The 20,671-nt window shown below is 71.5% G+C and carries 22 protein-coding genes; 13 read left to right on the forward strand and 9 right to left on the reverse strand.

The annotated features are described in order from the left end of the window. Position 1 precedes the first annotated feature (1 nt). Positions 2–688 carry a class I SAM-dependent methyltransferase gene (locus ACYVAQ_RS18595; RefSeq protein ID WP_460791945.1) on the forward strand — a complete coding sequence of 229 codons (687 nt, stop codon included), beginning with the start codon at positions 2–4 and terminating at the stop codon, positions 686–688. Between the two features lie 88 nt (positions 689–776). Then, positions 777–1,640 (forward strand): Bax inhibitor-1/YccA family protein, encoded by an 864-nt coding sequence (locus ACYVAQ_RS18600; protein ID WP_460791946.1) that lies wholly within the window; start codon positions 777–779, stop codon positions 1,638–1,640. Positions 1,641–1,701: 61 nt separating this feature from the next. On the opposite strand, the gene ACYVAQ_RS18605 is transcribed toward ACYVAQ_RS18600, so the two are convergent. Continuing rightward, positions 1,702–2,706: an SGNH/GDSL hydrolase family protein gene (locus ACYVAQ_RS18605; RefSeq protein WP_460791947.1), complete on the reverse strand. Its 1,005-nt coding sequence runs from the start codon at positions 2,704–2,706 to the stop codon at positions 1,702–1,704. A 36-nt stretch (positions 2,707–2,742) separates the two neighbouring features. On the opposite strand from ACYVAQ_RS18605, the gene ACYVAQ_RS18610 reads away from it, so the two are divergent. After that, positions 2,743–4,131, forward strand: a complete 1,389-nt coding sequence (locus ACYVAQ_RS18610) for a cystathionine beta-synthase (protein ID WP_460791948.1) — start codon at positions 2,743–2,745, stop codon at positions 4,129–4,131. After that, positions 4,128–4,598 carry a GNAT family N-acetyltransferase gene (locus tag ACYVAQ_RS18615; protein ID WP_460791949.1) on the forward strand — a complete coding sequence of 157 codons (471 nt, stop codon included), beginning with the start codon at positions 4,128–4,130 and terminating at the stop codon, positions 4,596–4,598. The genes ACYVAQ_RS18610 and ACYVAQ_RS18615 overlap by 4 nt, the downstream gene beginning before the upstream one ends. A 3-nt stretch (positions 4,599–4,601) precedes the next feature. Here the strand turns inward: ACYVAQ_RS18615 and ACYVAQ_RS18620 are convergent, their stop codons facing one another. Next, the gene (locus tag ACYVAQ_RS18620; RefSeq protein ID WP_460791950.1) at positions 4,602–5,468 is read right to left on the reverse strand and encodes a metal-dependent hydrolase; all 867 of its coding nucleotides are present in this window, start codon (positions 5,466–5,468) and stop codon (positions 4,602–4,604) included. Positions 5,469–5,635: 167 nt separating this feature from the next. Between ACYVAQ_RS18620 and ACYVAQ_RS18625 the strand changes: the two genes are divergently transcribed. From ACYVAQ_RS18625 to ACYVAQ_RS18640, 4 genes are read left to right on the forward strand one after another with little or no spacing between them, the layout of a single operon-like run. Next, complete coding sequence (locus ACYVAQ_RS18625; protein ID WP_460791952.1) at positions 5,636–6,247, forward strand: ABC transporter permease; 612 nt, start codon at positions 5,636–5,638, stop codon at positions 6,245–6,247. Then, entirely contained in the window at positions 6,247–7,386 is a 1,140-nt protein-coding gene (locus tag ACYVAQ_RS18630) for an ATP-binding cassette domain-containing protein (RefSeq protein WP_460791953.1), read from the forward strand. The genes ACYVAQ_RS18625 and ACYVAQ_RS18630 overlap by 1 nt, the downstream gene beginning before the upstream one ends. Then, complete coding sequence (locus ACYVAQ_RS18635; protein WP_460791954.1) at positions 7,379–8,134, forward strand: ABC transporter permease; 756 nt, start codon at positions 7,379–7,381, stop codon at positions 8,132–8,134. The genes ACYVAQ_RS18630 and ACYVAQ_RS18635 overlap by 8 nt, the downstream gene beginning before the upstream one ends. A 2-nt stretch (positions 8,135–8,136) precedes the next feature. Beyond that, positions 8,137–9,114: a glycine betaine ABC transporter substrate-binding protein gene (locus ACYVAQ_RS18640; RefSeq protein WP_460791955.1), complete on the forward strand. Its 978-nt coding sequence runs from the start codon at positions 8,137–8,139 to the stop codon at positions 9,112–9,114. On the opposite strand, the gene ACYVAQ_RS18645 is transcribed toward ACYVAQ_RS18640, so the two are convergent. Next, a complete protein-coding gene (locus ACYVAQ_RS18645; protein ID WP_460791956.1) occupies positions 9,107–10,009 on the reverse strand; it encodes a GNAT family N-acetyltransferase in 903 nt (300 codons plus the stop codon). The genes ACYVAQ_RS18640 and ACYVAQ_RS18645 overlap by 8 nt on opposite strands. Before the next feature lie 75 nt (positions 10,010–10,084). Here ACYVAQ_RS18645 and fdxA point away from each other — a divergent pair, with 75 nt between their 5' ends. Then, positions 10,085–10,411, forward strand: coding sequence for a ferredoxin (gene fdxA / locus ACYVAQ_RS18650; RefSeq protein WP_460791957.1), 327 nt, complete (start codon positions 10,085–10,087; stop codon positions 10,409–10,411). Positions 10,412–10,419: 8 nt separating this feature from the next. Continuing rightward, on the forward strand, positions 10,420–11,538 hold the full coding sequence (gene dapC / locus ACYVAQ_RS18655) for a succinyldiaminopimelate transaminase (protein ID WP_460791959.1): 1,119 nt from the start codon (positions 10,420–10,422) through the stop codon (positions 11,536–11,538). Between the two features lie 6 nt (positions 11,539–11,544). Here dapC and ACYVAQ_RS18660 read toward each other — a convergent pair whose 3' ends face one another. The 5 genes from ACYVAQ_RS18660 to ACYVAQ_RS18680 all read right to left on the reverse strand — a co-directional run bounded on the left by ACYVAQ_RS18660 (position 11,545) and on the right by ACYVAQ_RS18680 (position 15,333). After that, positions 11,545–12,036, reverse strand: coding sequence for a hypothetical protein (locus tag ACYVAQ_RS18660; protein WP_460791961.1), 492 nt, complete (start codon positions 12,034–12,036; stop codon positions 11,545–11,547). A 61-nt stretch (positions 12,037–12,097) separates the two neighbouring features. Further along, complete coding sequence (locus tag ACYVAQ_RS18665) at positions 12,098–12,979, reverse strand: hypothetical protein (protein ID WP_460791962.1); 882 nt, start codon at positions 12,977–12,979, stop codon at positions 12,098–12,100. Between the two features lie 30 nt (positions 12,980–13,009). Continuing rightward, complete coding sequence (dapD, locus tag ACYVAQ_RS18670) at positions 13,010–13,951, reverse strand: 2,3,4,5-tetrahydropyridine-2,6-dicarboxylate N-succinyltransferase (RefSeq protein ID WP_460791963.1); 942 nt, start codon at positions 13,949–13,951, stop codon at positions 13,010–13,012. Positions 13,952–13,973: 22 nt separating this feature from the next. Beyond that, the gene (locus ACYVAQ_RS18675; protein WP_460791964.1) at positions 13,974–14,765 is read right to left on the reverse strand and encodes a thioesterase family protein; all 792 of its coding nucleotides are present in this window, start codon (positions 14,763–14,765) and stop codon (positions 13,974–13,976) included. A gap of 25 nt (positions 14,766–14,790) precedes the next feature. After that, positions 14,791–15,333 carry a DinB family protein gene (locus tag ACYVAQ_RS18680; protein ID WP_460791965.1) on the reverse strand — a complete coding sequence of 181 codons (543 nt, stop codon included), beginning with the start codon at positions 15,331–15,333 and terminating at the stop codon, positions 14,791–14,793. Positions 15,334–15,529: 196 nt separating this feature from the next. Here ACYVAQ_RS18680 and ileS point away from each other — a divergent pair, with 196 nt between their 5' ends. Genes ileS through ACYVAQ_RS18695 form a run of 3 tightly spaced genes read left to right on the forward strand, consistent with a single transcriptional unit; the run spans position 15,530 to position 19,693 of the window. After that, positions 15,530–18,739, forward strand: a complete 3,210-nt coding sequence (gene ileS, locus ACYVAQ_RS18685; RefSeq protein WP_460791966.1) for an isoleucine--tRNA ligase — start codon at positions 15,530–15,532, stop codon at positions 18,737–18,739. Positions 18,740–18,746: 7 nt separating this feature from the next. Next, positions 18,747–19,397, forward strand: a complete 651-nt coding sequence (locus ACYVAQ_RS18690; RefSeq protein ID WP_460791967.1) for an AzlC family ABC transporter permease — start codon at positions 18,747–18,749, stop codon at positions 19,395–19,397. Then, positions 19,394–19,693 (forward strand): AzlD domain-containing protein, encoded by a 300-nt coding sequence (locus ACYVAQ_RS18695; protein WP_460791969.1) that lies wholly within the window; start codon positions 19,394–19,396, stop codon positions 19,691–19,693. The genes ACYVAQ_RS18690 and ACYVAQ_RS18695 overlap by 4 nt, the downstream gene beginning before the upstream one ends. 131 nt (positions 19,694–19,824) lie before the next feature. Here the strand turns inward: ACYVAQ_RS18695 and ACYVAQ_RS18700 are convergent, their stop codons facing one another. Beyond that, entirely contained in the window at positions 19,825–20,667 is an 843-nt protein-coding gene (locus ACYVAQ_RS18700; RefSeq protein WP_460791970.1) for an LLM class F420-dependent oxidoreductase, read from the reverse strand. Positions 20,668–20,671: the final 4 nt, after the last annotated feature.

The following is a 20,671-nucleotide window of genomic DNA, read 5'->3' on the forward strand; positions in this document are numbered from 1 at the left end:
CATGGCCGAACCGCACCGCCACCACGAACCCCATCACCACGACGCCCACTCCCTCGAGGAACTGCGCGCCAACCTCACCGCGCGCGTCTGGGACGAGAGGTACGCCGGCAGCGACCGCGTCTGGTCCGGCAACCCGAACGTCCGGCTGGTCGAGCAGGCCGCCGACCTGGCGCCCGGACGCGCCCTCGACGTGGCCTGCGGCGAGGGTGCCGACGCGATCTGGCTCGCCGAGCAGGGGTGGACCGTGACGGCCGTCGACGTGTCACCGGTGGCGCTCGGCAAGGTGCGGGAGCACGCGCTGAGCCGGGACGTCGCCGTGACGACCGCCTCCTGGGACGCGCTGGGTGACGAGGTCCCCGGAGGCGAGGCGTCCTTCGACCTCGTGACGGTCAGCTTCCTGCACGTCCCCGTGGAGGACTTCGCCGGCATCTATCGGCGGATCGCCGCTGCCGTCGCCCCCGGCGGGCGCCTGCTGGTCACCGCCCACCACCCGCACGACGTCGACTCCGGCGTACGACGCCCGCACGGGCCCGGTCTGCTGTTCGAGCCGGACCGGGTGCTGGCGGCGCTCGACGTCGGTGCCGGTGGCTGGGAGGTCGAGGTCGCCGACACCCCGACCCGCACCCAGCACGGTCCGGACGGGCCGATGGAGGTGCGCGACACCGTCGTACGCCTGCGGAGGTCGTGACCAGCGGGAACGCGAAGCGATCGCCGTACGTTGACACGGGTGAGCCCTAGACTGGCTCGCACAACCCTGGCCGTTCCTGGAGGAGACCATGCAGAGCAACAACCCGGTGTTCCGGCGTTCGGACGAGTTCAAGGCCGGCAACGCCTACGGCAACCCCACGTACGCCGGCAACGGCGCGCCCTACCAGGGCTTCGGCGACCAGCCGACCTACAGCCAGTACGGCACGCCCACCCACACGCCGTACGGCGGGACCGAGGCCGACACGGGCCGGATGACCATCGACTCGGTCGTCCAGAGCACCGCGCTCACGCTGCTGGTCACGATCGTCGCTGCGGCGATCACCTGGGTGGTCACCCCGCCGGTCGACTCCTTCACCGGTGAGGTCCCGCGCGCGCTCATCGCCGCGTCCGTCATAGGCTCGGGCCTGGCGTTCGTGCTGTCGATGGTCAACTCGTTCAAGCGGGTCATCAGCCCGGCCCTGGTGCTGGCCTTTGCGGCCGCCGAGGGTGTCGCGCTCGGCGCGGTCAGCGAGTACTTCAACACCTACGCGCCCGGTGTCGTCATCCAGGCCGTCCTCGGCACCTTCGCGGCCTTCGGCGGCACGCTCGCGGTCTACAAGTTCATGAACATCCAGGTCGGCGACCGGTTCCGCCACGGCGTCATGGCCGCGATGTGGGGCATGGTCGGCCTGAGCATCATGGAGCTCGTCCTCAGCATGTTCGGTGCGGGCCTCGGCCTGTTCGACAGCGGCGCGATCGGCCTGCTCTTCGCCGTCGCCGGCCTGGTGCTCGGTGTGTTCATGCTGATCCTGGATTTCGACTTCGTCGAGCAGGGTGTGCGCAACGGCCTGCCGCGTCGCGAGTCGTGGCGCGCCTCGTTCGCCCTGCTGGTGAGCCTGGTCTGGATCTACACCAACCTGCTCCGCATCCTCGCCTCGCTGCAGAGGAACTGACCCACAACGCGAACGCCCGGCCCCGATCGCATCGGGGCCGGGCGTTCGGCATGTCCGGGAGCTACTCGTTCGCCTCGGGTGCCTCGCCGACGACCTGGGCGCGGCGCTGGCGGTGGCGCAGCTCCACCCACAGCCCGCGGACGCCGGCGCGACGCCCGGCGATCTCGGTGCCGTCCAGCTCGGTACCCGGCTGGCGCACGGCCTGCACCGCGGCACGGGTGATCGGCAGGACCCCCTCGCCCCGGTACGCCGCCAGCACCGACTCGGTCTCCGGCTGCTCACCCACCGAGGCCAGCAGGGTCGGGATCAGGACGTGCGCGAGGGCGCGGTAGCCCTCGGCCGACGGGTGGAAGTGGTCGGGCCCGAAGAACAGCGCGGGCGCGGCCGCGAACTCGGGCCCGAGCAGCGATCCGATCGACACGGTCCGGCCGCCGCCCTCGACGACGGCGATGGTCTGCGCGGCGGCGAGCCGCCGCGACCAGGAGCGCGCGATCTGCCGCAGCGGCGGGGCGATCGGCTGGACCGTGCCCAGGTCGGGGCAGGTGGCGACGACGACCTCGGCACCGGCCGCGCGGAAGCGACGTACGGCCTCGGAGAGGTGGCGCACCGACTGCGACGGCGAGACGGTGTGCGTCACGTCGTTGCCGCCGATGATGATCACGACGAGCTCCGGCTCGATGGGCAGCGCCCGGTCGACCTGCGCCCCGAGGTCCGAGGAGCGCGCCCCGACCACGCAGAACTCGCGCAGGTAGACGCGGCGGTCGGCGTGCTCGGCCACGGCGCTCGCGATGAGGGCGCCGGTGGTCTCCTCGACCCGGTCCACCCCGTAGCCGCACGCGATCGAGTCACCGAGGAGCGCGATCCGGATGGCCGGCCCGGGCCGGCCGCGGCCGTACCACCCCGTCGAGTCCGGCGGCGGGTCCTCGCGGACGGGCCCGATCACCTTCCGCGCCAGCTTCGCCTCGCCGACCAGGACGCCGTACAGCCCCGCCCCGACGACAGAGAGCCCGCCGCCCCCGTACAGGGCGGCGGACGCCAGCTTTCTAGCCGCCCCAGCCTTGCTCACGCGGCAACTTTACGGACCGCCCACTAGGTTGACTCCATGGAGTACGTCGAGTCGCTTCTGGACCTGATCGGCAACACCCCGCTGGTGCGGCTGAACCGCAGCCTGGACGCGGAGGACAGGGATGGCCCGCTGGTGCTGGCCAAGGTCGAGTACCTCAACCCGGGCGGCTCGGTGAAGGACCGGATCGCGACGCGGATGATCGACGCGGCGGAGGCGTCCGGAGAGCTGCAGCCCGGTGGCACGATCGTCGAGCCGACGTCCGGCAACACCGGTGTCGGGCTGGCGATGGTGGCGCAGAAGCGCGGCTACAAGTGCATCTTCGTGTGCCCCGACAAGGTGAGCGAGGACAAGCGCAACGTCCTCAAGGCGTACGGCGCCGAGGTGGTCGTCTGCCCGACCGCCGTCGCTCCCGAGCACCCCGACAGCTACTACAACGTGTCCGACCGGCTCGCGAGCCAGCCGGGCGCCTGGAAGCCGGACCAGTACTCCAACCCGAACAACCCGCGCTCCCACTACGAGGAGACCGGTCCGGAGATCTGGCGGCAGACCGAAGGCAAGATCACCCACTTCGTCACCGGCATGGGCACCGGCGGCACGATCAGCGGCGTCGGCCGCTACCTCAAGGAGCAGAACCCCGACATCCAGGTCGTCGGCGCGGACCCCGCGGGGAGCGTCTACTCCGGCGGCACCGGCCGCCCCTACCTGGTCGAGGGGGTGGGCGAGGACTTCTGGCCCGACACCTACGACCGCTCCGTCGCCGACCGCGTCATCGAGGTCTCCGACGCCGACTCCTTCGCCTTCACCCGCCGGCTCGCCCGCGAGGAGGCGCTGCTGGTGGGTGGATCGGCCGGCATGGCGGCGTACGCCGCGAAGCAGCTCGCCGCCGAGCTGGCCGCCGAGGGCCGCACCGACGCCGTGATCGTGGTGCTGCTGCCCGACAGCGGCCGCGGCTACCTGAGCAAGGTGTTCAACGACGACTGGCTCGCGCAGTACGGCTTCGCGACCGGGGGCGAGCAGTCGGCGCAGACCGTCGGCGAGGTGTTGCGCACCAAGTCCAAGGGGCTGCCCGCGCTGGTGCACACCCACCCCACGGAGACGATCGCCGAGGCCATCTCGATCCTGCAGGAGTACGGCGTCTCCCAGATGCCCGTCGTCCGGGCCGAGCCCCCGATCGTGGCGGCCGAGGTGGCCGGCTCGGTCTCCGAGCGTGCCCTCCTCGACGCCCTGTACGCCGGCAAGGCCCGCCTCGCCGACTCCGTCGAGCAGCACATGTCGGAGGCGCTGCCGACGATCGGCTCCACCGAGGCGGCGACCGACGCGGTGGCGATGCTCGAGAACGCCGACGCGGTGCTGGTCCACGAGGACGGCAAGCCCGTCGGTGTGCTCACCCGGCAGGACCTGCTGGCCTTCTTGGCCAAGGGATGATCCGCGAGGCCACGCCCGCCGACGTCCCGGACGTGCTGCGGTTGATCCGCGCGCTCGCGACGTACGAGCGCGAGCCGGACGCCGTCGTCACGACCGAGGACGACCTGCACCGCTGGGTCTTCGGCGACGACGCGGTCGCGTCCGTCCTGGTCGCCGAGGCCGAGGGACGGGTCGTCGGGATCGCCCTCTGGTTCCGCAATTTCTCGACCTGGACCGGGCAGCCGGGCATCTACCTCGAGGACCTGTTCGTGGAGCCCGAGCACCGGGGGAGCGGCCTGGGGCTGGCGCTGCTGAGCGCCCTCGCCCGGATCGCGACCGAGCGCGGCTACGCGCGGGTCGAGTGGGCGGTGCTCAACTGGAACCAGCCCTCGATCGACTTCTACGAGTCCCTTGGCGCCGAGCGCCAGGACGCGTGGTCGACGTACCGGCTCACGGACGGGGCGCTGGAGTCGCTGGCCCGTCGATGACGGTCAGTGAAGGTGGTCGGTGAGCGTTCCCTGCTCGCCGAACAGCCGCGCCCGCCACTCCTCGAGCACGACGGTGTCGTCGTGGTCGTCGGGGTGGAAGCCGGTACGCCGGTAGTCGCGCAGCCGGGCGATCACGTCCCGCTCCAGGAACGGCGAGTGGCGCAGCGCGGCCAGGCTGCGCCCGAGCCGCAGCGGGTTCCACGCGGCGCGGTCGCGCAGCAGCGACAGCAGCGTCGCCACGACCACGAGGCCGATCAGCCCGACGCTCTGGATGGCGAACCCGAGCCGGCGTACGCGCTCGGAGCCGCCGGCCGCGCGGAACACGTCGAACGCCACGGCCTTGTGCTCGGTCTCCTCCAACGCGTGCCAGAGCAGGATGTTGCGCACCTCGGTCTCGCCGAGGAGGCGCTGGGCGTCCGGTTTGCCGAGCAGCGCGGAGGCGATCGTGGCGGTGTAGTGCTCGAGCGCGGCCGTGTAGGACAGGCACAGGATCGCGGGAGCCCGCTTCGTCGCGTCCGCGAGCGACCACTTCACGAACCGGGAGACGCGGTGGGTCGGGTAGCCCATCTCCTGCAGCCGCCGGTTGAGCTCGCGGTGCTCGCGGCCGTGCGTCACCTCCTGGCCGATGAAGCCGCGCACCTGCTCGGCGAGCACGGGGTCGGTGACCCGGTCGGCGTAGCGGCGTACCGACCGCACGAAGAAGTCCTCGCCGGGTGGGAAGGTCGCCGACAGCACCGCGACCACGTGGCTCATCACCAGGTCCCCGTCGGCCTCTCCGGGGCGCGTCGACGGGACGTAGTGCTTGCGCAGCGACCCCTCCGGATAGCTGAACCGGATGCGCCGTACGTGGAGGTCCCGCGGAGCGGTCATGCCGCCAACCTACGCCGCCCGGTTCGCATCTGCGCCGCGTTTGTGATCTGGTGCAGGGGCAGACCACGACGACCGACAGCCGATTTCTCCGGGGCGGACGGGCGACCCCGACGTGGTCCGCAGGAGGTCTCGGGACCGTGTGGCAGTTCATCAGCGACCGCAGAGGCGTGATCGCTTTCAACACCTACCAGCACGCGTTGCTGGTGTTCGAGGCCGTGCTCCTCGCGACCGTCGTCGCGGTGCTGCTCGCGGTCGTCGTGACCAGGTTCCGCTGGCTCGACGGCGTCGCGAACCAGCTGAGCGCGATCGCCCTCACCATCCCGTCGTTCGCACTGATCGGCCTGCTGCTGCCGGTGCTGTCGATGGGCCCGGCGCTGGGCTTCGCGGCCGTCGCCTTCTACGCCGTGTGGCCGATCCTGCGCAACGCGGTGGTCGGGCTGCGCGGGGTCGATCCGGTGCTGCTGGAGTCCGCGCGCGGCATGGGGATGGGTGAGCTGGCGACGCTGTGGCGCGTCCGGCTCCCGTTGGCGTGGCCCGTCATCCACGCGGGCATCCGCATCTCGACCCAGATGTCGATGGGCATCGCGGCGATCGCGGCGTACGCCCTCGGCCCCGGCCTGGGCTCCTACATCTTCACCGGCCTGAGCAAGGGCGGCACCGCCGCCAACGGCCTCAACTACACCGTCGTCGGCACCGTCGGGATCGTCGTCGTCGCACTCATCGCCGACGGCCTGCTCCTGCTGCTCGGCCGCCTGACCGTCTCGAAGGGGATCCGCTGATGACCGAAGACCACGTGAGCGGCGCCGAGATCGTGCTCACCGACGTGACCAAGAGGTACGCCGGACAGGACGCACCTGCCGTCGGCGGCCTCTCGCTGACGATCCCCGCGGGGGAGATGGTGATGTTCGTCGGCCCGTCGGGCTGCGGCAAGACCACGTCGCTGAAGATGATCAACCGCCTGATCAACCCGACCTCGGGCACGATCGAGATCGACGGCAAGGACATCCGCACCCAGAGCGAGAACCAGCTGCGCCGGCAGATCGGCTACGTCATCCAGGGCGGCAGCCTTTTCCCGCACATGACCGTCGAGAAGAACATCGGCATCGTGCCGCAGCTGCTCGGCTGGGACCGCGACCGGATCCGCGACCGGGTCACCGAGCTGCTCGACCTCGTCGGGCTCGACCCGGCCCGCTACCGCGACCGCCACCCCAAGGAGCTGTCCGGCGGGCAGCAGCAGCGCGTCGGCGTCGCGCGGGGCCTCGCCGCGGACCCGCCGGTGATCCTCATGGACGAGCCGTTCGGTGCGGTCGACCCGATCACCCGGCAGCGGCTGCAGGACGAGCTGATCAGCATCCAGCGCGAGCTGCACAAGACCATCGTCTGCGTCACCCACGACATCGACGAGGCGATCAAGCTCGGCGACCGGATCCTGATCCTGCGCGAGGGTGCGCAGGTCGCGCAGTACGACACCCCCGAGGTGGTCCTCAGCGCGCCCGCCGACGACTTCGTCGCCGACTTCGTGGGCGCGGGCTCCTCCCTCAAGGCGCTGACCCTGGCGCGCGTGAGCGACGTCGAGCTGCGGCACCCGACGACGGCCACGATCGGAGAGTCGGTGGCCGAGGTGCGCGAGCGGGTGCAGGCCAACGGCGACACATCGGTCGTCGTGCTCGACGACCGTGGCCGCCCGGTCGGCTGGCCGATGCTGCGCCAGCTGCGCGGGGACCGGATCGTCCGACCGACGGCCGAGCTGTACGACGTCGACACCCGCGCGACGCTCAACGACGCCCTCGACGCGATGCTGAGCAGCAGCCACGGTGCGGCGATCGTGACCGGGGAGCGCGACCAGTACGTCGGCGTGGTCGACTTCCACGCCGTCACCGAGCACATCCGGCTGCTCGAGGAGCAGGCCCATGGGTGACCCGAAGCGCCGTACCGCCGTCGCCGGTCTCGTCGCGCCGCTGGCGCTCGTCGTCCTGATCCTCGCGGGCTACGTGTGGTGGCGGGAGACGGCGCACCTCAACGCCACCGAGCTGCGCCAGCTCAGCTGGCCCACGATCCGGTCGCAGGCCTGGGACCACGTGCTGCTCACGGTGTGCGCGTCGGTGCTGGTGGTCCTCATCGCCGTGCCGCTCGGCATCCTGCTGACCCGGCGCGGCACGTCCGCGCTCGCGCCGGTGGTGGTGGGCATCGCGAACGTCGGCCAGTCCGCGCCGGCGGTCGGCCTGCTGGTGCTGCTCTACATCTGGCTGAACAGCCACCCGTTCTGGACCGGCTTCCGGGTCTCGGTGCTGGCGCTCACGCTGTACGGGCTGCTGCCGGTCCTGCGCAACACCATCACCGGGCTCCGCGGTGTCGACCCCACGCTCGTCGAGGCGGCCCGCGGCGTGGGCATGTCCGTGCCGTCGGTGCTGTTCCGGGTCGAGCTCCCGCTCGCGCTGCCGGTGATCATGGCGGGCATCCGCACCACCCTCGTGCTCGTCGTCGGCACGGCCACCCTCGCGACCTTCATCAGCGGCGGCGGCCTCGGTGACACGATCTCGTCGGGGATCTCGCTGTACCAGTTCCGGGTGATGGTCGCGGGCGCCGTGCTCGTGGCCGCGCTCGCCCTGCTGGTCGAGTGGGTGGGCCGCGTGCTCGAGGTCGTCATCCGGCCGAAGGGGGTGTGAGCGTGCGACGTACTCATCGACCGCTCGCCGCCGTCGCCCTCGTCCTGTCCCTCCTGGTCGCCGGCTGCGGCCTGGCGACCGCCGGCGGCCCGATCCCCAGCGGCACGCTCGGCGGCCCGCTGGCCGGCACCAAGAGCCTGAGCGGGGCGAGCGTCGCCGTCGGCTCGAAGAACTTCAGCGAGAACGTGGTGCTCGGCAAGATCGCGCTCATCCTGCTCAAGTCGGCGGGCGCCGACGTCGAGGACCTCACCAACATCCCCGGCAGCGCGTCCGCGCGCCAGGCGCAGCTCGGCGGCGACATCGACGCGATGTGGGAGTACACCGGCACGGCCTGGCTGGAGTACCTCGGCCAGGAGCACGCCATCAAGGACCCGACCCGGCAGTACGCCGCCGTGCGCGACCTGGACCTGAAGGAGCACCGGCTGGTCTGGCTCCCGCCCGCACCCATGAACAACACCTACGCCTTCGCGGTCACGCAGGCGAGCGCGAAGAAGTACGGGCTGACCAGCCTCTCCGACATCAGGAAGGTGCCGGTCGCACAGCGCACGTTCTGCGTCGAGCCGGAGTTCCGCAACCGCAACGACGGCCTCGAACCCATGCTCAAGACGTACGGCGTGCCGCTCGGCTCCGGTGTGCCCCAGGGCAACCTGAAGACGTTCCAGACGGGCGTCATCTACGACGCGACCGCGTCGGGTCAGTGCACCTTCGGCGAGGTGTTCACCACCGACGGCCGGATCCTCGCGCTGCACCTGAAGGTGCTGCGCGACGACAAGAGGTTCTTCCCGAACTACAACGTCTCCCTGGTGGTGCGCCAGCCCCTCCTGCAGCGCTACCCGCAGATCGCCGACCTCATGGCGCCCGTCGCGAAGCGGCTGACGAACAAGGTGCTGCTGCAGCTGAACGCCGAGGTCGACGTGGACGGCAAGGAGCCGACCGACGTGGCCTACGACTGGCTGCGCTCGGAGGGCTTCGTCAGCTGACCGGCAGGTAGTACCGGCACACGTGGTGGACGGCGAAGCCGAGCCCGTCGTACAGCGCGCGGGCCTCGGCGTTCGCGGTCTCGACGTGCAGCCACGCCGACATCGCCCCGCGCTCGGCGCCCCAGCCGAGCAGCTCGGCCATCAGCGCCGTGGCGTGCCCGCGCCGGCGATGGCCCGGGTCCACGGTCAGGCTGTGGATGCCGAGCCAGTCGCCGTCGACGTACGCCTCTCCCTCGGCGACCGGGTCGCAGCCGGTGCCGACGCTCGCGACGGCGCGATCCCCGGTCACGGTGAGCTCCACGGGGGTGGAGGGGGCGACGATGCTGCGGCGTACCCGTGCGACGGAGGCGATCCGCAGCTCGGCCTCGCCGGTGGGGTCCTCGGTCCAGCCGAGTGCGCGCACGCCCGCCTCGACCTCGCCCTCCGCCTCGACCTGGACGTACGCCGCCCTGCCGAGCCCGGCGTAGAAGTCGGTGACCTGCGTCAGCGCCTCGGGGAGCGGCATCCCCGGGTCGCCGATCGCCAGGCACGAGTTGGCGCGCCGCCGGGGGCGGCCGACCGGCGCGGGGTCGTTGCGCAGCACCCAGTCGCCGAGCGGGACCGTGAGCACCCGCTCCCACAGCGCCGCGGTCCGCACCTCGAGCTCGCGCGCGGACACCCGGCCGCGGACCGACGGCCGCGCCGGCACCGGCTTGCCCGACACGATCAGCTCCACCGGGATCGGCACGGCCGGGCCGTCCTCGGGCTGCACCACGCACACCTGCCCGTCCCACGACAGGCAGGTGCCCAGCAGGTCCGCGAACGCCGGTCCTCCGGTGGGCCCGGTCTCGCCCGGCACCAGGCGCCGTACGACGACCCGCTGTCCGACGACGTGGGGTCCTAGCATCCGAGGCATCCCCGGATACTAGAGTGAGTCCCGCACGAAACAGTTTCGTGAACCCTCAGTCGTTGCAGTCCCAGGAGGAAGTCGATGACCTACGTCATCTCCCAGCCGTGCGTTGACGTCAAGGACCGTGCGTGCGTCGACGAGTGCCCCGTCGACTGCATCTACGAGGGCAAGCGGATGCTCTACATCCACCCTGACGAGTGCGTCGACTGTGGCGCCTGCGAGCCGGTCTGCCCGGTCGAGGCGATCTTCTACGAGGACGACGTCCCGGAGGAGTGGAAGGACTACTACGACGCGAACGTGAAGTTCTTCGACGACCTCGGCTCGCCGGGCGGTGCCGCCAAGATGGGCGAGATCGACAAGGACGCCGAGTTCGTCGCCGCTCTCGGCCCGCAGAACCAGGACCACTGAGTCCCCTGGTGGTGCAGCGCGTCGAGACCTCGCGGGTCTCGGGCCGGTTGCCCGACTTCCCCTGGGACAAGCTCGCTCCGTACGCCGAGCGGGCCCGTGCCCATGCCGACGGCATCGTCGACCTCTCGATCGGCACGCCTGTCGACCCGACGCCGCAGGTCGCGCGCGACGCGCTGGTCGCGGCCGCCGACTGGCCGGGCTACCCGACGACCATCGGCCTGCCCGAGACGCGCCAGGCGATCAGCGACTGGTTCGCCCGCGTCCACGGCGTGACCGGCCTCGGCCTGGACCAGGTGCTGCCGGTCGTCGGCACCAAGGAGCTCATCGCCCAGCTGGCGCTGCACCTGGGCGTCGGCCCGGGTGACCTGGTCGGGTTCCCCGAGGCGGCGTACCCGACGTACGAGGTCGGCGCGGTGCTGGCCGGCGCGACTCCGGTGGCGACCGACGCGCTGACGACCTTCGGTCCGCAGACGCCGAAGGTCTTCTGGCTCAACAGCCCCTCGAACCCGACCGGCCGGGTGCTGCCGCCCGAGCACCTGAAGAAGGTCGTCGACTGGTGCCGCGAGCGCGGCGTCATCCTGGTCTCCGACGAGTGCTACCTGGACTGCGTGTGGGAGGGCGAGGCCGTCTCCGTGCTGCACCCCTCGGTCTCCGGGGGGAGCGCTGACGGCATCCTCGTCGTCCACTCGCTCTCGAAGCGCTCCAACCTGGCCGGCTACCGCGCCGGCTTCGTGGCCGGTGACGCGGCCCTGGTCGGCGAGCTGCTCGCGGTGCGCAAGAACCTCGGCCTGATCGTGCCGGGCCCGGTCCAGCAGGTCATGACCGCGGTGTACGCCGACGACGCGCACGCGGCCGAGCAGCACGCGCGGTACGCCGCCCGGCGAGCCCGCCTCAAGGCCGCGCTCGAGTCGGCGGGCTTCACCGTCGACCACTCCGAGGCGGCCCTCTACCTGTGGTCCACGCGCGGGGAGGACTGCTGGACGACCGTGGCGGACCTGGCCGACCTCGGCATCCTGGCCGCTCCGGGGGACTTCTACGGCGTTGCCGGCCGCCAGCACGTCCGGATCGCCATCACCGCGACCGACGAGCGCATCGACGCTGCGGTCGCGCGGCTCACCTCTGCCTGATCGGCATCACATGGAGCCGCGGCGGATCCCGCCGTTGGTGGTGTAGCGGTGGGCGCGGGTCGTGCCGATCCAGCCCCACGCCTGTCGGGTCCCCCTGCCGGTGAGCCGGTTGTGGGCGCGCAGCCGGGCGGCCGCCTGGCTGTACGCGATCGCCGATGCCCACTCCTGGCCCTTGCCGTTCACCGCGCGGTAGACCACGGCGAGGTAGCCGTTGGTCACCCAGCCGGCGTGGCGGCACGAGGTCGCGGCCGGCCGTGCCTGGCAGCGGGCCCACGCGTCGTGGATGGCGCCCCGCTTGGTCGCGCGATCGGTGACGACGAACGCGTGGCCGGTCGTGATGTTGACCGTCATCGCGGCGAAGCAGCGGTGGCTGTGCCGCCAGCACCACGGAGCGGTCGTCGTTGCGGCCCCGGCCGGCGCGGGGGTGCTGAGGCACGCCAGCACGAGGACGACCGGTGCGATGCAGGCAGCGAGCAGGGTCCGGATCCGCGAGAACATGGGCAAAAGCCTGCCGCATCGCGGCGGGCCGGTGCGGGTGGACACGCGGCGCGACCGGAGGTCAGCCGAAGACCTCGACCCGCACCTCGTGCGACGAGGCGGTGGCGGGCTGCCAGCCGCTGCGGCCCGCGCGCCACTCCTGCCCGGCGAAGTCGATGGTGCGGATCTGCAGCCGGCCGGCGTTGCCCGCGAGGTACTGGGCGAGTGCCCAGCCGTAGGTCTGCGGGTCCGCCTGCGCGGAGACGTCGACCCGCAGCGTCGTACCGGACCGGCCGGCGCGGTGGATCGGCAGGAAGCCGAAGCGGGTGCGCAGGTCCTCGCGGACGGCCGAGGCGCGGCCGCTCAGCCCGCTCGAGGTCAGCACCGCGTCGGTGGACGGCGCGCCGCCGGACAGGTCGCAGCTGAACGTGGCGGGCGAGTAGCCGGTGAGCGCCGAGGCCAGCGCGCGGGCGTCCTCCTCGTGGGCCGCGTAGGCACTGGGGTACGCCGAGCGCTGCACCTTCTGGGCCGCGACCGTGATCTCCATCGACTCGTAGCCGTCCACCTTGACGAGGGCGTCGAAGAACGCGTTCGTGGCGTACACGCGGTCCATCAGCTGAGCGCGGGTGCCCCAGCCCTGGGAGGGCCGCTGCTGGAACAGGCCGACGGAGTCGCGGTCGCCACCGCCGATGTTGCGCAGCTTCGACTCCTGCATCGCGGTCGCGAGCGCGATCGACGTCGCGCGGGCGGGGAGCCCGCGCCGGATCGCCACCGACGCGATCAACGTGGCGTTCTCCGCCTGGTCGCGGTCGATCTCGACGGTGTGGCCGTTGACGGTCGCGGTGCAGTCACCCGTCGGACCGAAGCCCAGGTTGTTGGTCGCGCGCAGCACCCCGATCCCCACCCCGGCGATCACGGCGAGCACCGCGAGGCCGAAGAGGATGGAGAACAGGCGCTTCGACACGGATCCAGTCTGGGGTGCGGGTGGTGAAGGTCAGTTCGCGTGCAGCGCGGCGTTCAGGGCGATGCCCTCGCCCTGCCACGGAACGGCCTCGACCGCACCGGTCAGCGAGTTGCGCCGGAACAGCACGTTGCTGGCGCCGGAGAGCTCCAGCGCCTTGGCGGTGCGTGGCTCCTTGCCGGGCTCCAGGACGGTCACCTTCGTGCCCGCCGTGACGTAGCAGCCCGCCTCGACGACGCAGTCGTCGCCGAGCGAGATGCCCAGGCCCGAGTTGGCGCCGAGCAGGCAGCGCCGGCCGACCGCGATGACCTGCTTGCCGCCGCCGGACAGGGTGCCCATGATCGAGGCGCCGCCGCCGATGTCGGAGCCGTCCCCGACCACGACGCCGGCCGAGATCCGGCCCTCGACCATGGAGGTGCCGAGCGTGCCCGCGTTGAAGTTCACGAAGCCCTCGTGCATGACGGTGGTGCCCTCGGCCAGGTGTGCGCCGAGGCGGACCCGGTCGGCGTCGGCGATCCGGACACCGGTGGGCAGCACGTAGTCGACCATCCGCGGGAACTTGTCGACGCCGTGCACGGTGACGTGCTGGCCGGCTGCCCGCAGCCGGGCGCGGGTGGCCTCGAAGCCGTCGACCGCGCACGGGCCAGCGGAGGTCCACACGACGTTGGCGAGGAAGCCGAACTGGCCGTCCAGGCTCAGGCCGTGCGGCTGGACCAGCCGGCTCGAGAGCAGGTGGAGCCGCAGCCAGACGTCCTCGGTCGAGGTCGGGGCGGCGTCGAGGTCGGCGATCTCGACCAGGTTGACCTTGGTGGTCACCCCGCGGACGTCGTCGGCGCCCTCGAGCGCGGTGAGGTCGGCGGGCGCGGTCGCGTCGGCCGGCGTCGCGCCGAGCGCGGGGGAGGGGAACCAGGTGTCGAGGACGGTTCCGTTGGCGTCGTACGTCGTCAGGCCGAAGGCCCAGGCGGAGCGGGTCACGTGAGGGGAGTCTAGACGGGGTTCACTCGGCCAGGATCGCCAACTGCCGGCTCTGGGCGATGAGGCGTCCCTGCTCGTCCCACAGCTCGCAGTCCTCGTCGTGGTAGCCCGCGATGACGTGGCGGGTCGTGACGTGGCCGAGCGCCCACCTGGTCTCCGGCCGGCGGCGGTAGTGGACGGTGAGCTGGATCGTCGCCGAGGCGAGGTGCCCGATCTCCGCGGTCACGGGCGGGAAGGCGTCGGTCATGGCTCCGGCGAGCAGGGCGTCCACCGGCCGACCGTCGGTCGCGCCGATCCAGCACAGCGACTCGGTGGTGCCGCTCGGGTGCCCCTCCATCCAGCCCGGGATCGCGGCGGCGCGGTAGGTGTAGCGCTCGAGGATGGGGGCCGTGCCGAGGGGGATCACCGTGCTGAGGTCGGCGCACGCCTCGGGCCGCGGCATCGCGGGAGCCGCGTGCGGGACGTGCTCGACGGTGCCGGCCTTGTCCCAGTCGTGGGCGCTGACGACCGCGTGCGCGATCTCCCGGCCGTCCTGGGTCAGCAGGGCGTCGTACGTCGAGACCCGGCGACCCGCCCGGACCTGCCGCACCTGCACCTCGGCCGGTCCCGCCTGGGCCGGGCGGAAGTAGGTGACGGCGATGGTGAGCGGGTCGGGGTGGGTCGCGTCGAGCATCGTGGCGTGCTGGAGCACGGCCAGGATGTAGCCGCCGTTGGGCGTCCGGTTGGCCGTGTTCCAGTCGGTGGTGAGCCGGACGGCGTACCGGCCGTCACCGACGGGCTCTGCCGCGACGGCGCTGTCGAGGAGGAAGGTCACCCCGCCATCCTCGCGGGTCCGTCGGTTACTGCCCGACCCGGCCGTCGATGCACTCGCGCAGCAGGTCGGCATGGCCACAATGCCGTGCGTACTCCTCGATCATGTGCACCACGATGTCGCGGATGCTCGCGGTCTGGCCGTCGGCGTTGTAGACGACCTCGTCGCCGAGCCGGTCGTCGGTGAGCGTGTCCAGGTAGGCGTCGGCCTTCCCGATCTCGCGCTCCCAGACCTCGATGGCCTCCTCGACGCACTCCTTGGTGCCGACGGCCTCGTCCCAGTCGAGGTCGCGGCGCTCGGGGTCGAACAGCCGCGGCTGGTCGAGGTTGCCCTGGAGCGCCCGCTGGAACCAGCTGTTCTCCACCTTCGCCATGTGCCGGATCATGCCCAGCAGGCTCATCGAGCTCGGCGGCACCGACCGCGTCGCGAGCTGCTCGGGACTCAGCTCCTCGCACTTCATCGCGAGCGTGAGCCGGTAGTTCGTCAGGTACTCCCGGTAGGTCGCGAGCTCGCCCTTCGGGTTGTCCGAGGTGCGGGGATCGTTCTCCGAGTCGGTCCACATGTCAGCCATGTCCTAAACTCTGCCTCACAGGCGTTGGAGCCGTCATCAGCGGCGAGCCCGGGGAAGAAAGCTCTCGAGCAAGTAGAACCCCGCGGGTAGGCCCGTCACAGCCGTGAATGAGTGGTCGACGCAGGTCGGCAAGCCAGGTGGTACCGAGGCGAGAGTCTCCCTGGCAGCCAGGACCGGACCGACCGCAGGAGCCCCGATGACCTACCCGAAGGTCAGCACCGACTCGACCACGACCGTGCCGAGCAGCCCGAAGTTCCCCGAGATCGAGGAGCGCGTGCTCGCCTACTGGGCCGAGGACGACACCTTCCGCGCGTCGGTCGAGCAGCGCGACCCTGGCGCCGACGGCGCGAACGAGTTCGTCTTCTACGACGGCCCGCCGTTCGCCAACGGCCTCCCGCACTACGGCCACCTGCTGACCGGCTACGTCAAGGACATCGTGCCGCGCTACCAGACGATGCGCGGCAAGCGCGTCGAGCGCCGCTTCGGCTGGGACACCCACGGCCTGCCCGCCGAGCTCGAGGCAATGCGCCTCAACGGCATCAAGACCACCGACGAGATCGTCGAGATGGGCATCGACCGGTTCAACGACGCCTGCCGCGCGTCGGTCCTGAAGTACGCCGACGAGTGGCGCGCCTACGTCACCCGGCAGGCGCGCTGGGTCGACTTCGACAACGACTACAAAACCATGAACCCCACGTTCATGGAGTCGGTGCTGTGGGCGTTCAAGAGCCTGTACGACAAGGGCCTGGTCTACGAGGGCTTCCGGGTCCTGCCGTACTGCTGGCAGGACGAGACGCCGCTGTCCAACCACGAGCTGCGGATGGACGACGACGTCTACAAGATGCGTCAGGACCCCGCGGTCACGGTGGGCTTCGAGATCACCACGCCCGGCGAGCTGCAGGGCGCCAAGCTGCTGATCTGGACGACCACGCCGTGGACGCTGCCGAGCAACCTCGCGGTCATGGTCGGCTCCGAGATCGACTACGTCGCGGTCGAGGACTACGGCGTCCGCTACCTGCTGGCCGAGGCGCGGCTCCCGGCGTACTCCCGCGAGCTGGGCGAGGAGCCGAACGTGGTGTGGCGCGGCACGGGCGCCGACCTGCTCGGGCTCACCTACACGCCGCCGTTCTCCTACTACGAGGGCCACGAGAACGCCTTCCGCGTGGTGCCGGCCGACGACGCCGTCACCACGACGGACGGCACCGGGCTCGTCCACTCGGCGGGCGCCTTCGGTGAGGTCGACAAGGAGGTCACCGACCGCGAGGGCATCGCGCCGGTCATGCCGGTCGGCAAGGACGGCCGGTTCACCGCCCCCGTCGACGAGTACGCCGGCATGCAGGTCTTCGACGCGAACCTGCACATCATCGACGACCTCAAGAGCCACGGCGGCTCGGTCACGCCCGGCACGGTCCTGCTGCGTCGCGAGACCTACGACCACTCCTACCCGCACTGCTGGCGCTGCCGGCAGCCGCTCATCTACAAGGGCGTGAGCAGCTGGTTCGTCGAGGTCACCAAGTTCAAGGACCGGATGGGCGAGCTCAACCAGGAGATCCGGTGGGTCCCCGAGCACATCAAGGACGGCCAGTTCGGCAAGTGGGTGGCCAACGCCCGCGACTGGTCGATCACCCGCAACCGGTTCTGGGGCTCGCCGGTGCCGGTGTGGAAGTCCGACGACGAGGCGTACCCGCGCATCGACGTCTACGGCTCGTTCGAGGAGATCGAGCGCGACTTCGGCCGGCTGCCGGTGAACAAGCAGGGCGAGCCGGACCTGCACCGGCCGTGGGTCGACGAGCTGACCCGACCCAACCCGGACGACCCGACCGGGAAGTCGACGATGCGCCGCGTCACGGACGTGCTCGACGTGTGGTTCGACTCGGGCTCGATGTCGTTCGCCCAGGTGCACTACCCGTTCGAGGCCAAGGGCTGGTTCGAGCACCACTTCCCGGCCGACTTCATCGTCGAGTACATCGGCCAGACGCGCGGCTGGTTCTACACGCTGCACATCCTGGCGACCGCACTCTTCGACAAGCCGGCGTTCCAGTCCTGCATCAGCCACGGCATCGTGCTCGGTTCCGACGGCAACAAGATGTCGAAGTCGCTGCGCAACTACCCCGACGTCGCCGAGGTCTTCGACCGCGACGGCGCCGACGCGATGCGCTGGTTCCTCATGGCCTCGCCGATCCTGCGCGGCGGCAACCTGGTCGTCACCGAGCAGGGCATCCGGGACGCCGTGCGCCAGGTGATGATCCCGCTCTGGAACACCTGGTACTTCTTCGCGCTCTACGCCAACGCCGAGGGCTACACGGCCACGGGCCGCACCGACTCCACCGACCCGCTGGACCGCTACCTGCTCGCCAAGACGCGGCAGTACGTCGAGAAGCTCACCGCCGAGCTCGACGACTACGCCGTCGCCGACGCGTGCGAGACGACGCGGACCTTCATCGACGTGCTGACCAACTGGTACGTCCGCCGTTCCCGCGAGCGGTTCTGGGAGGGCAAGGCCGAGGCCTTCGAGACCCTCGCCGCGGTCCTCGACGTGGTCTGCCGGACCGTGGCGCCGCTGCTCCCGCTGGTCTCGGAGGAGATCTGGCGTGGTCTCACCGGCGGTCGCTCGGTGCACCTGGCCGACTGGCCGGATGTCTCGACGCTGCCGGCCGACGACGCCCTGGTGGCGGCGATGGACGAGGTCCGCGAGGTCTGCTCCTCGACCTCGGCGCTGCGCAAGGCCGCGAAGCTCCGCAACCGGCTGCCGCTGGCCGGCCTCACCGTGGTCGTCGACGACGTGGCCGGGCTGGAGCCGTTCACGGCGATCATCGCGGACGAGATGAACCTCAAGTCGGTTCGCCTCGTCGCGGCCGACTCCGACGAGGCGGCCGGCTACGGCGTCGAGCAGAAGCTCACCGTCAACGCCCGCGCGGCCGGCCCGCGCCTGGGCAAGGACGTGCAGCTGACGATCAAGGGCTCCAAGTCCGGCGACTGGTCGGTCGCGGCCGACGGCACCGTGACCGCGGGCGGCCTGGCGCTGGTCGAGGGCGAGTACACCCTCGAGACGGTCGTCGGCGAGGCCGCCGAGGGTGTCGCGACCGCGATGCTGCCGGGCGGCGGCTTCGTCGTGCTCGACACCGTCGTGACGCCGGAGCTCGCCGAGGAGGGCCTGGCCCGCGACCTCATCCGGGCGGTCCAGCAGGAGCGCCGCGACACCGGGCTCGAGGTCACCGACCGCATCGACCTGCGTCTGACCGGGACCTCCGCCGTACGCGCTGCCGCCTGGGCGCATTCGCGGATGATCGGTGCCGAGACGCTGGCCACCCAGATCTACATCCACCACGAGGATGGTGGCGTCGACGGCACCACGGTGGACCTCGGCGACGGCCAGCAGGCGACGATCTCGGTCACGCGCGTGTGAGGTCCTGATGACTCGGGCAGTGGTCGCCGACTCCCTCGGGGTCGGGGTGGCGACGGGCGCGTACGGCGTGTCCTTCGGCGCCCTCGCGACCACCTCTGGTCTCGACGTGTGGCAGGCGTGTGCCCTGTCGCTGCTGGTCTTCACCGGGGCGTCCCAGTTCGCGTTCGTCGGGGTGGTCGCGGCCGGTGGTGCACCGCTGACGGGGGCGGCCACCTCGGTGCTGCTCGGCAGCCGCAACCTCTTCTACGGCATCGGCCTGGCGCCGACGCTGCGGATGCGGGGCTGGCGACGGCTGCTCGGCGCACAGCTGGTCATCGACGAGTCGACCGCGATGTCGCTGGGCCAGCGCGATCCGGACGACGCACGGCTGGCCTTCCGGCTGACCGGCCTTGCGGTGTTCGTTCTCTGGAACCTGATGACCCTCGTGGGCGCGCTCGCCGGCACCGCCATCGGCGACCCGCGCACCTTCGGGCTGGACGCGGCGGTCGGCGGCGCCTTCCTGGCTCTGCTCTGGCCGCGGCTGACGGCCGTCCCGCAGCGAGTCGTCGCTCTGGTCGGTGCCGCGGTCGCGACCGGGCTGGTCCCGCTGACCGCCGCCGGCCTGCCGATCATCCTCGGCGGCGCGGCCGCCGTGCTCGTGGGGATGGCGCTGCGGTGATCTGGATCGGCATCCTCGCCACGGCCGCGGGCTGCTACGCCCTCAAGCTCACCGGCCTGTCCGTCCCCGACCGGCTGCTCACCCACGCCGCGACCCAGCGCGTGGCCGGCCTGATCCCGCCCGCCCTCCTCGGCGCCCTCATCGCCGTCCAGGTCCTCGCCGACGGCCAGCGGCTCGTCCTGGACGCCCGCCTCGCCGGCCTCGGTGCCGCCGTGCTCCTGCTGGTGCTCCGCGCACCGTTCCTGGTGGTGGTCGTCGGTGCCGCCGCGACCGCCGCCCTCCTCCGCGCCCTCTGACCGCGAATGGACAGCTCCGGCCCCGCGAATGGGCAGTTGTGTTCCTTCGAGATCGCGATCTCGAAGGAACACAACTGCCCATTCGCGGGGCCCGGAGGCTCCTTTCGGCGGGCCGGAACCCTTCTTTCGCGCTAGGAGGCGACCCGCGAGGCCAGCTTGTCGAGGTAGGCGAGCACGGTGGCCTCGTCGGCGTCCGGGACGCCCCAGATGAGCTCACTGGCCTGGGCCGCGGCCCAGTCGGCGAAGTCTTCGGCCGTCGGCTTCTTCGCCACCAGGATCCGTACGTCGGGAGTGCCGGCCCGGCCGGCCTCGGCCCACTCCTTGCGCAGGGCGTCGGCCTTCGCGGCGATGTCGGTCTCGATCGGCGTGGTCATCCACCCGTCGGCGTACCGGGCGATCCAGCGCAGCGTCTGCGGGCCGCCGCCGGCGCCGATGACGACGGGGATCCGGCCCTGCGGGGGCTTGGGGTAGGCCCAGCTGGGGCCGAAGGAGACGAACTCGCCGTCGTACGACGCCTCCTCCTCGGTCCACAGCGCCCGCATCGCCTCGAGGTACTCCTTGAGCACCGTGCGGCGGCGGTCCGCCGGGACGTGGTGGTCCGCGAGCTCGTCGGTGTTCCAGCCGAAGCCGGCGCCGATGGAGACCCGCCCGCCGGACAGGTGGTCGAGGGTCGCGATCGCCTTGGCGAGGGTGATCGGGTCGGACTCGACCGGCAGCGCGACGGCCGTGGAGAGCCCGATCCGCGAGGTGACCGCGGCACAGGTCGCCAGCGACACCCACGGGTCGAGCGTGCGCAGGTAGCGGTCGTCGGGCAGGTCCTCACCGCCGGTCGGGTGAAGCGCGTCGCGGCGTACCGGGATGTGCGTGTGCTCCGGCACGTAGATGGTGTCGAAGCCGCGCTCCTCGGCGGCCTTCGCCAAGGTGGCCGGCGCGATGCCGCGGTCGGAGGTGAAGAGCACGATGCCGTTGCGCATGCAC

Source organism: Nocardioides maradonensis, assembly GCF_054777115.1.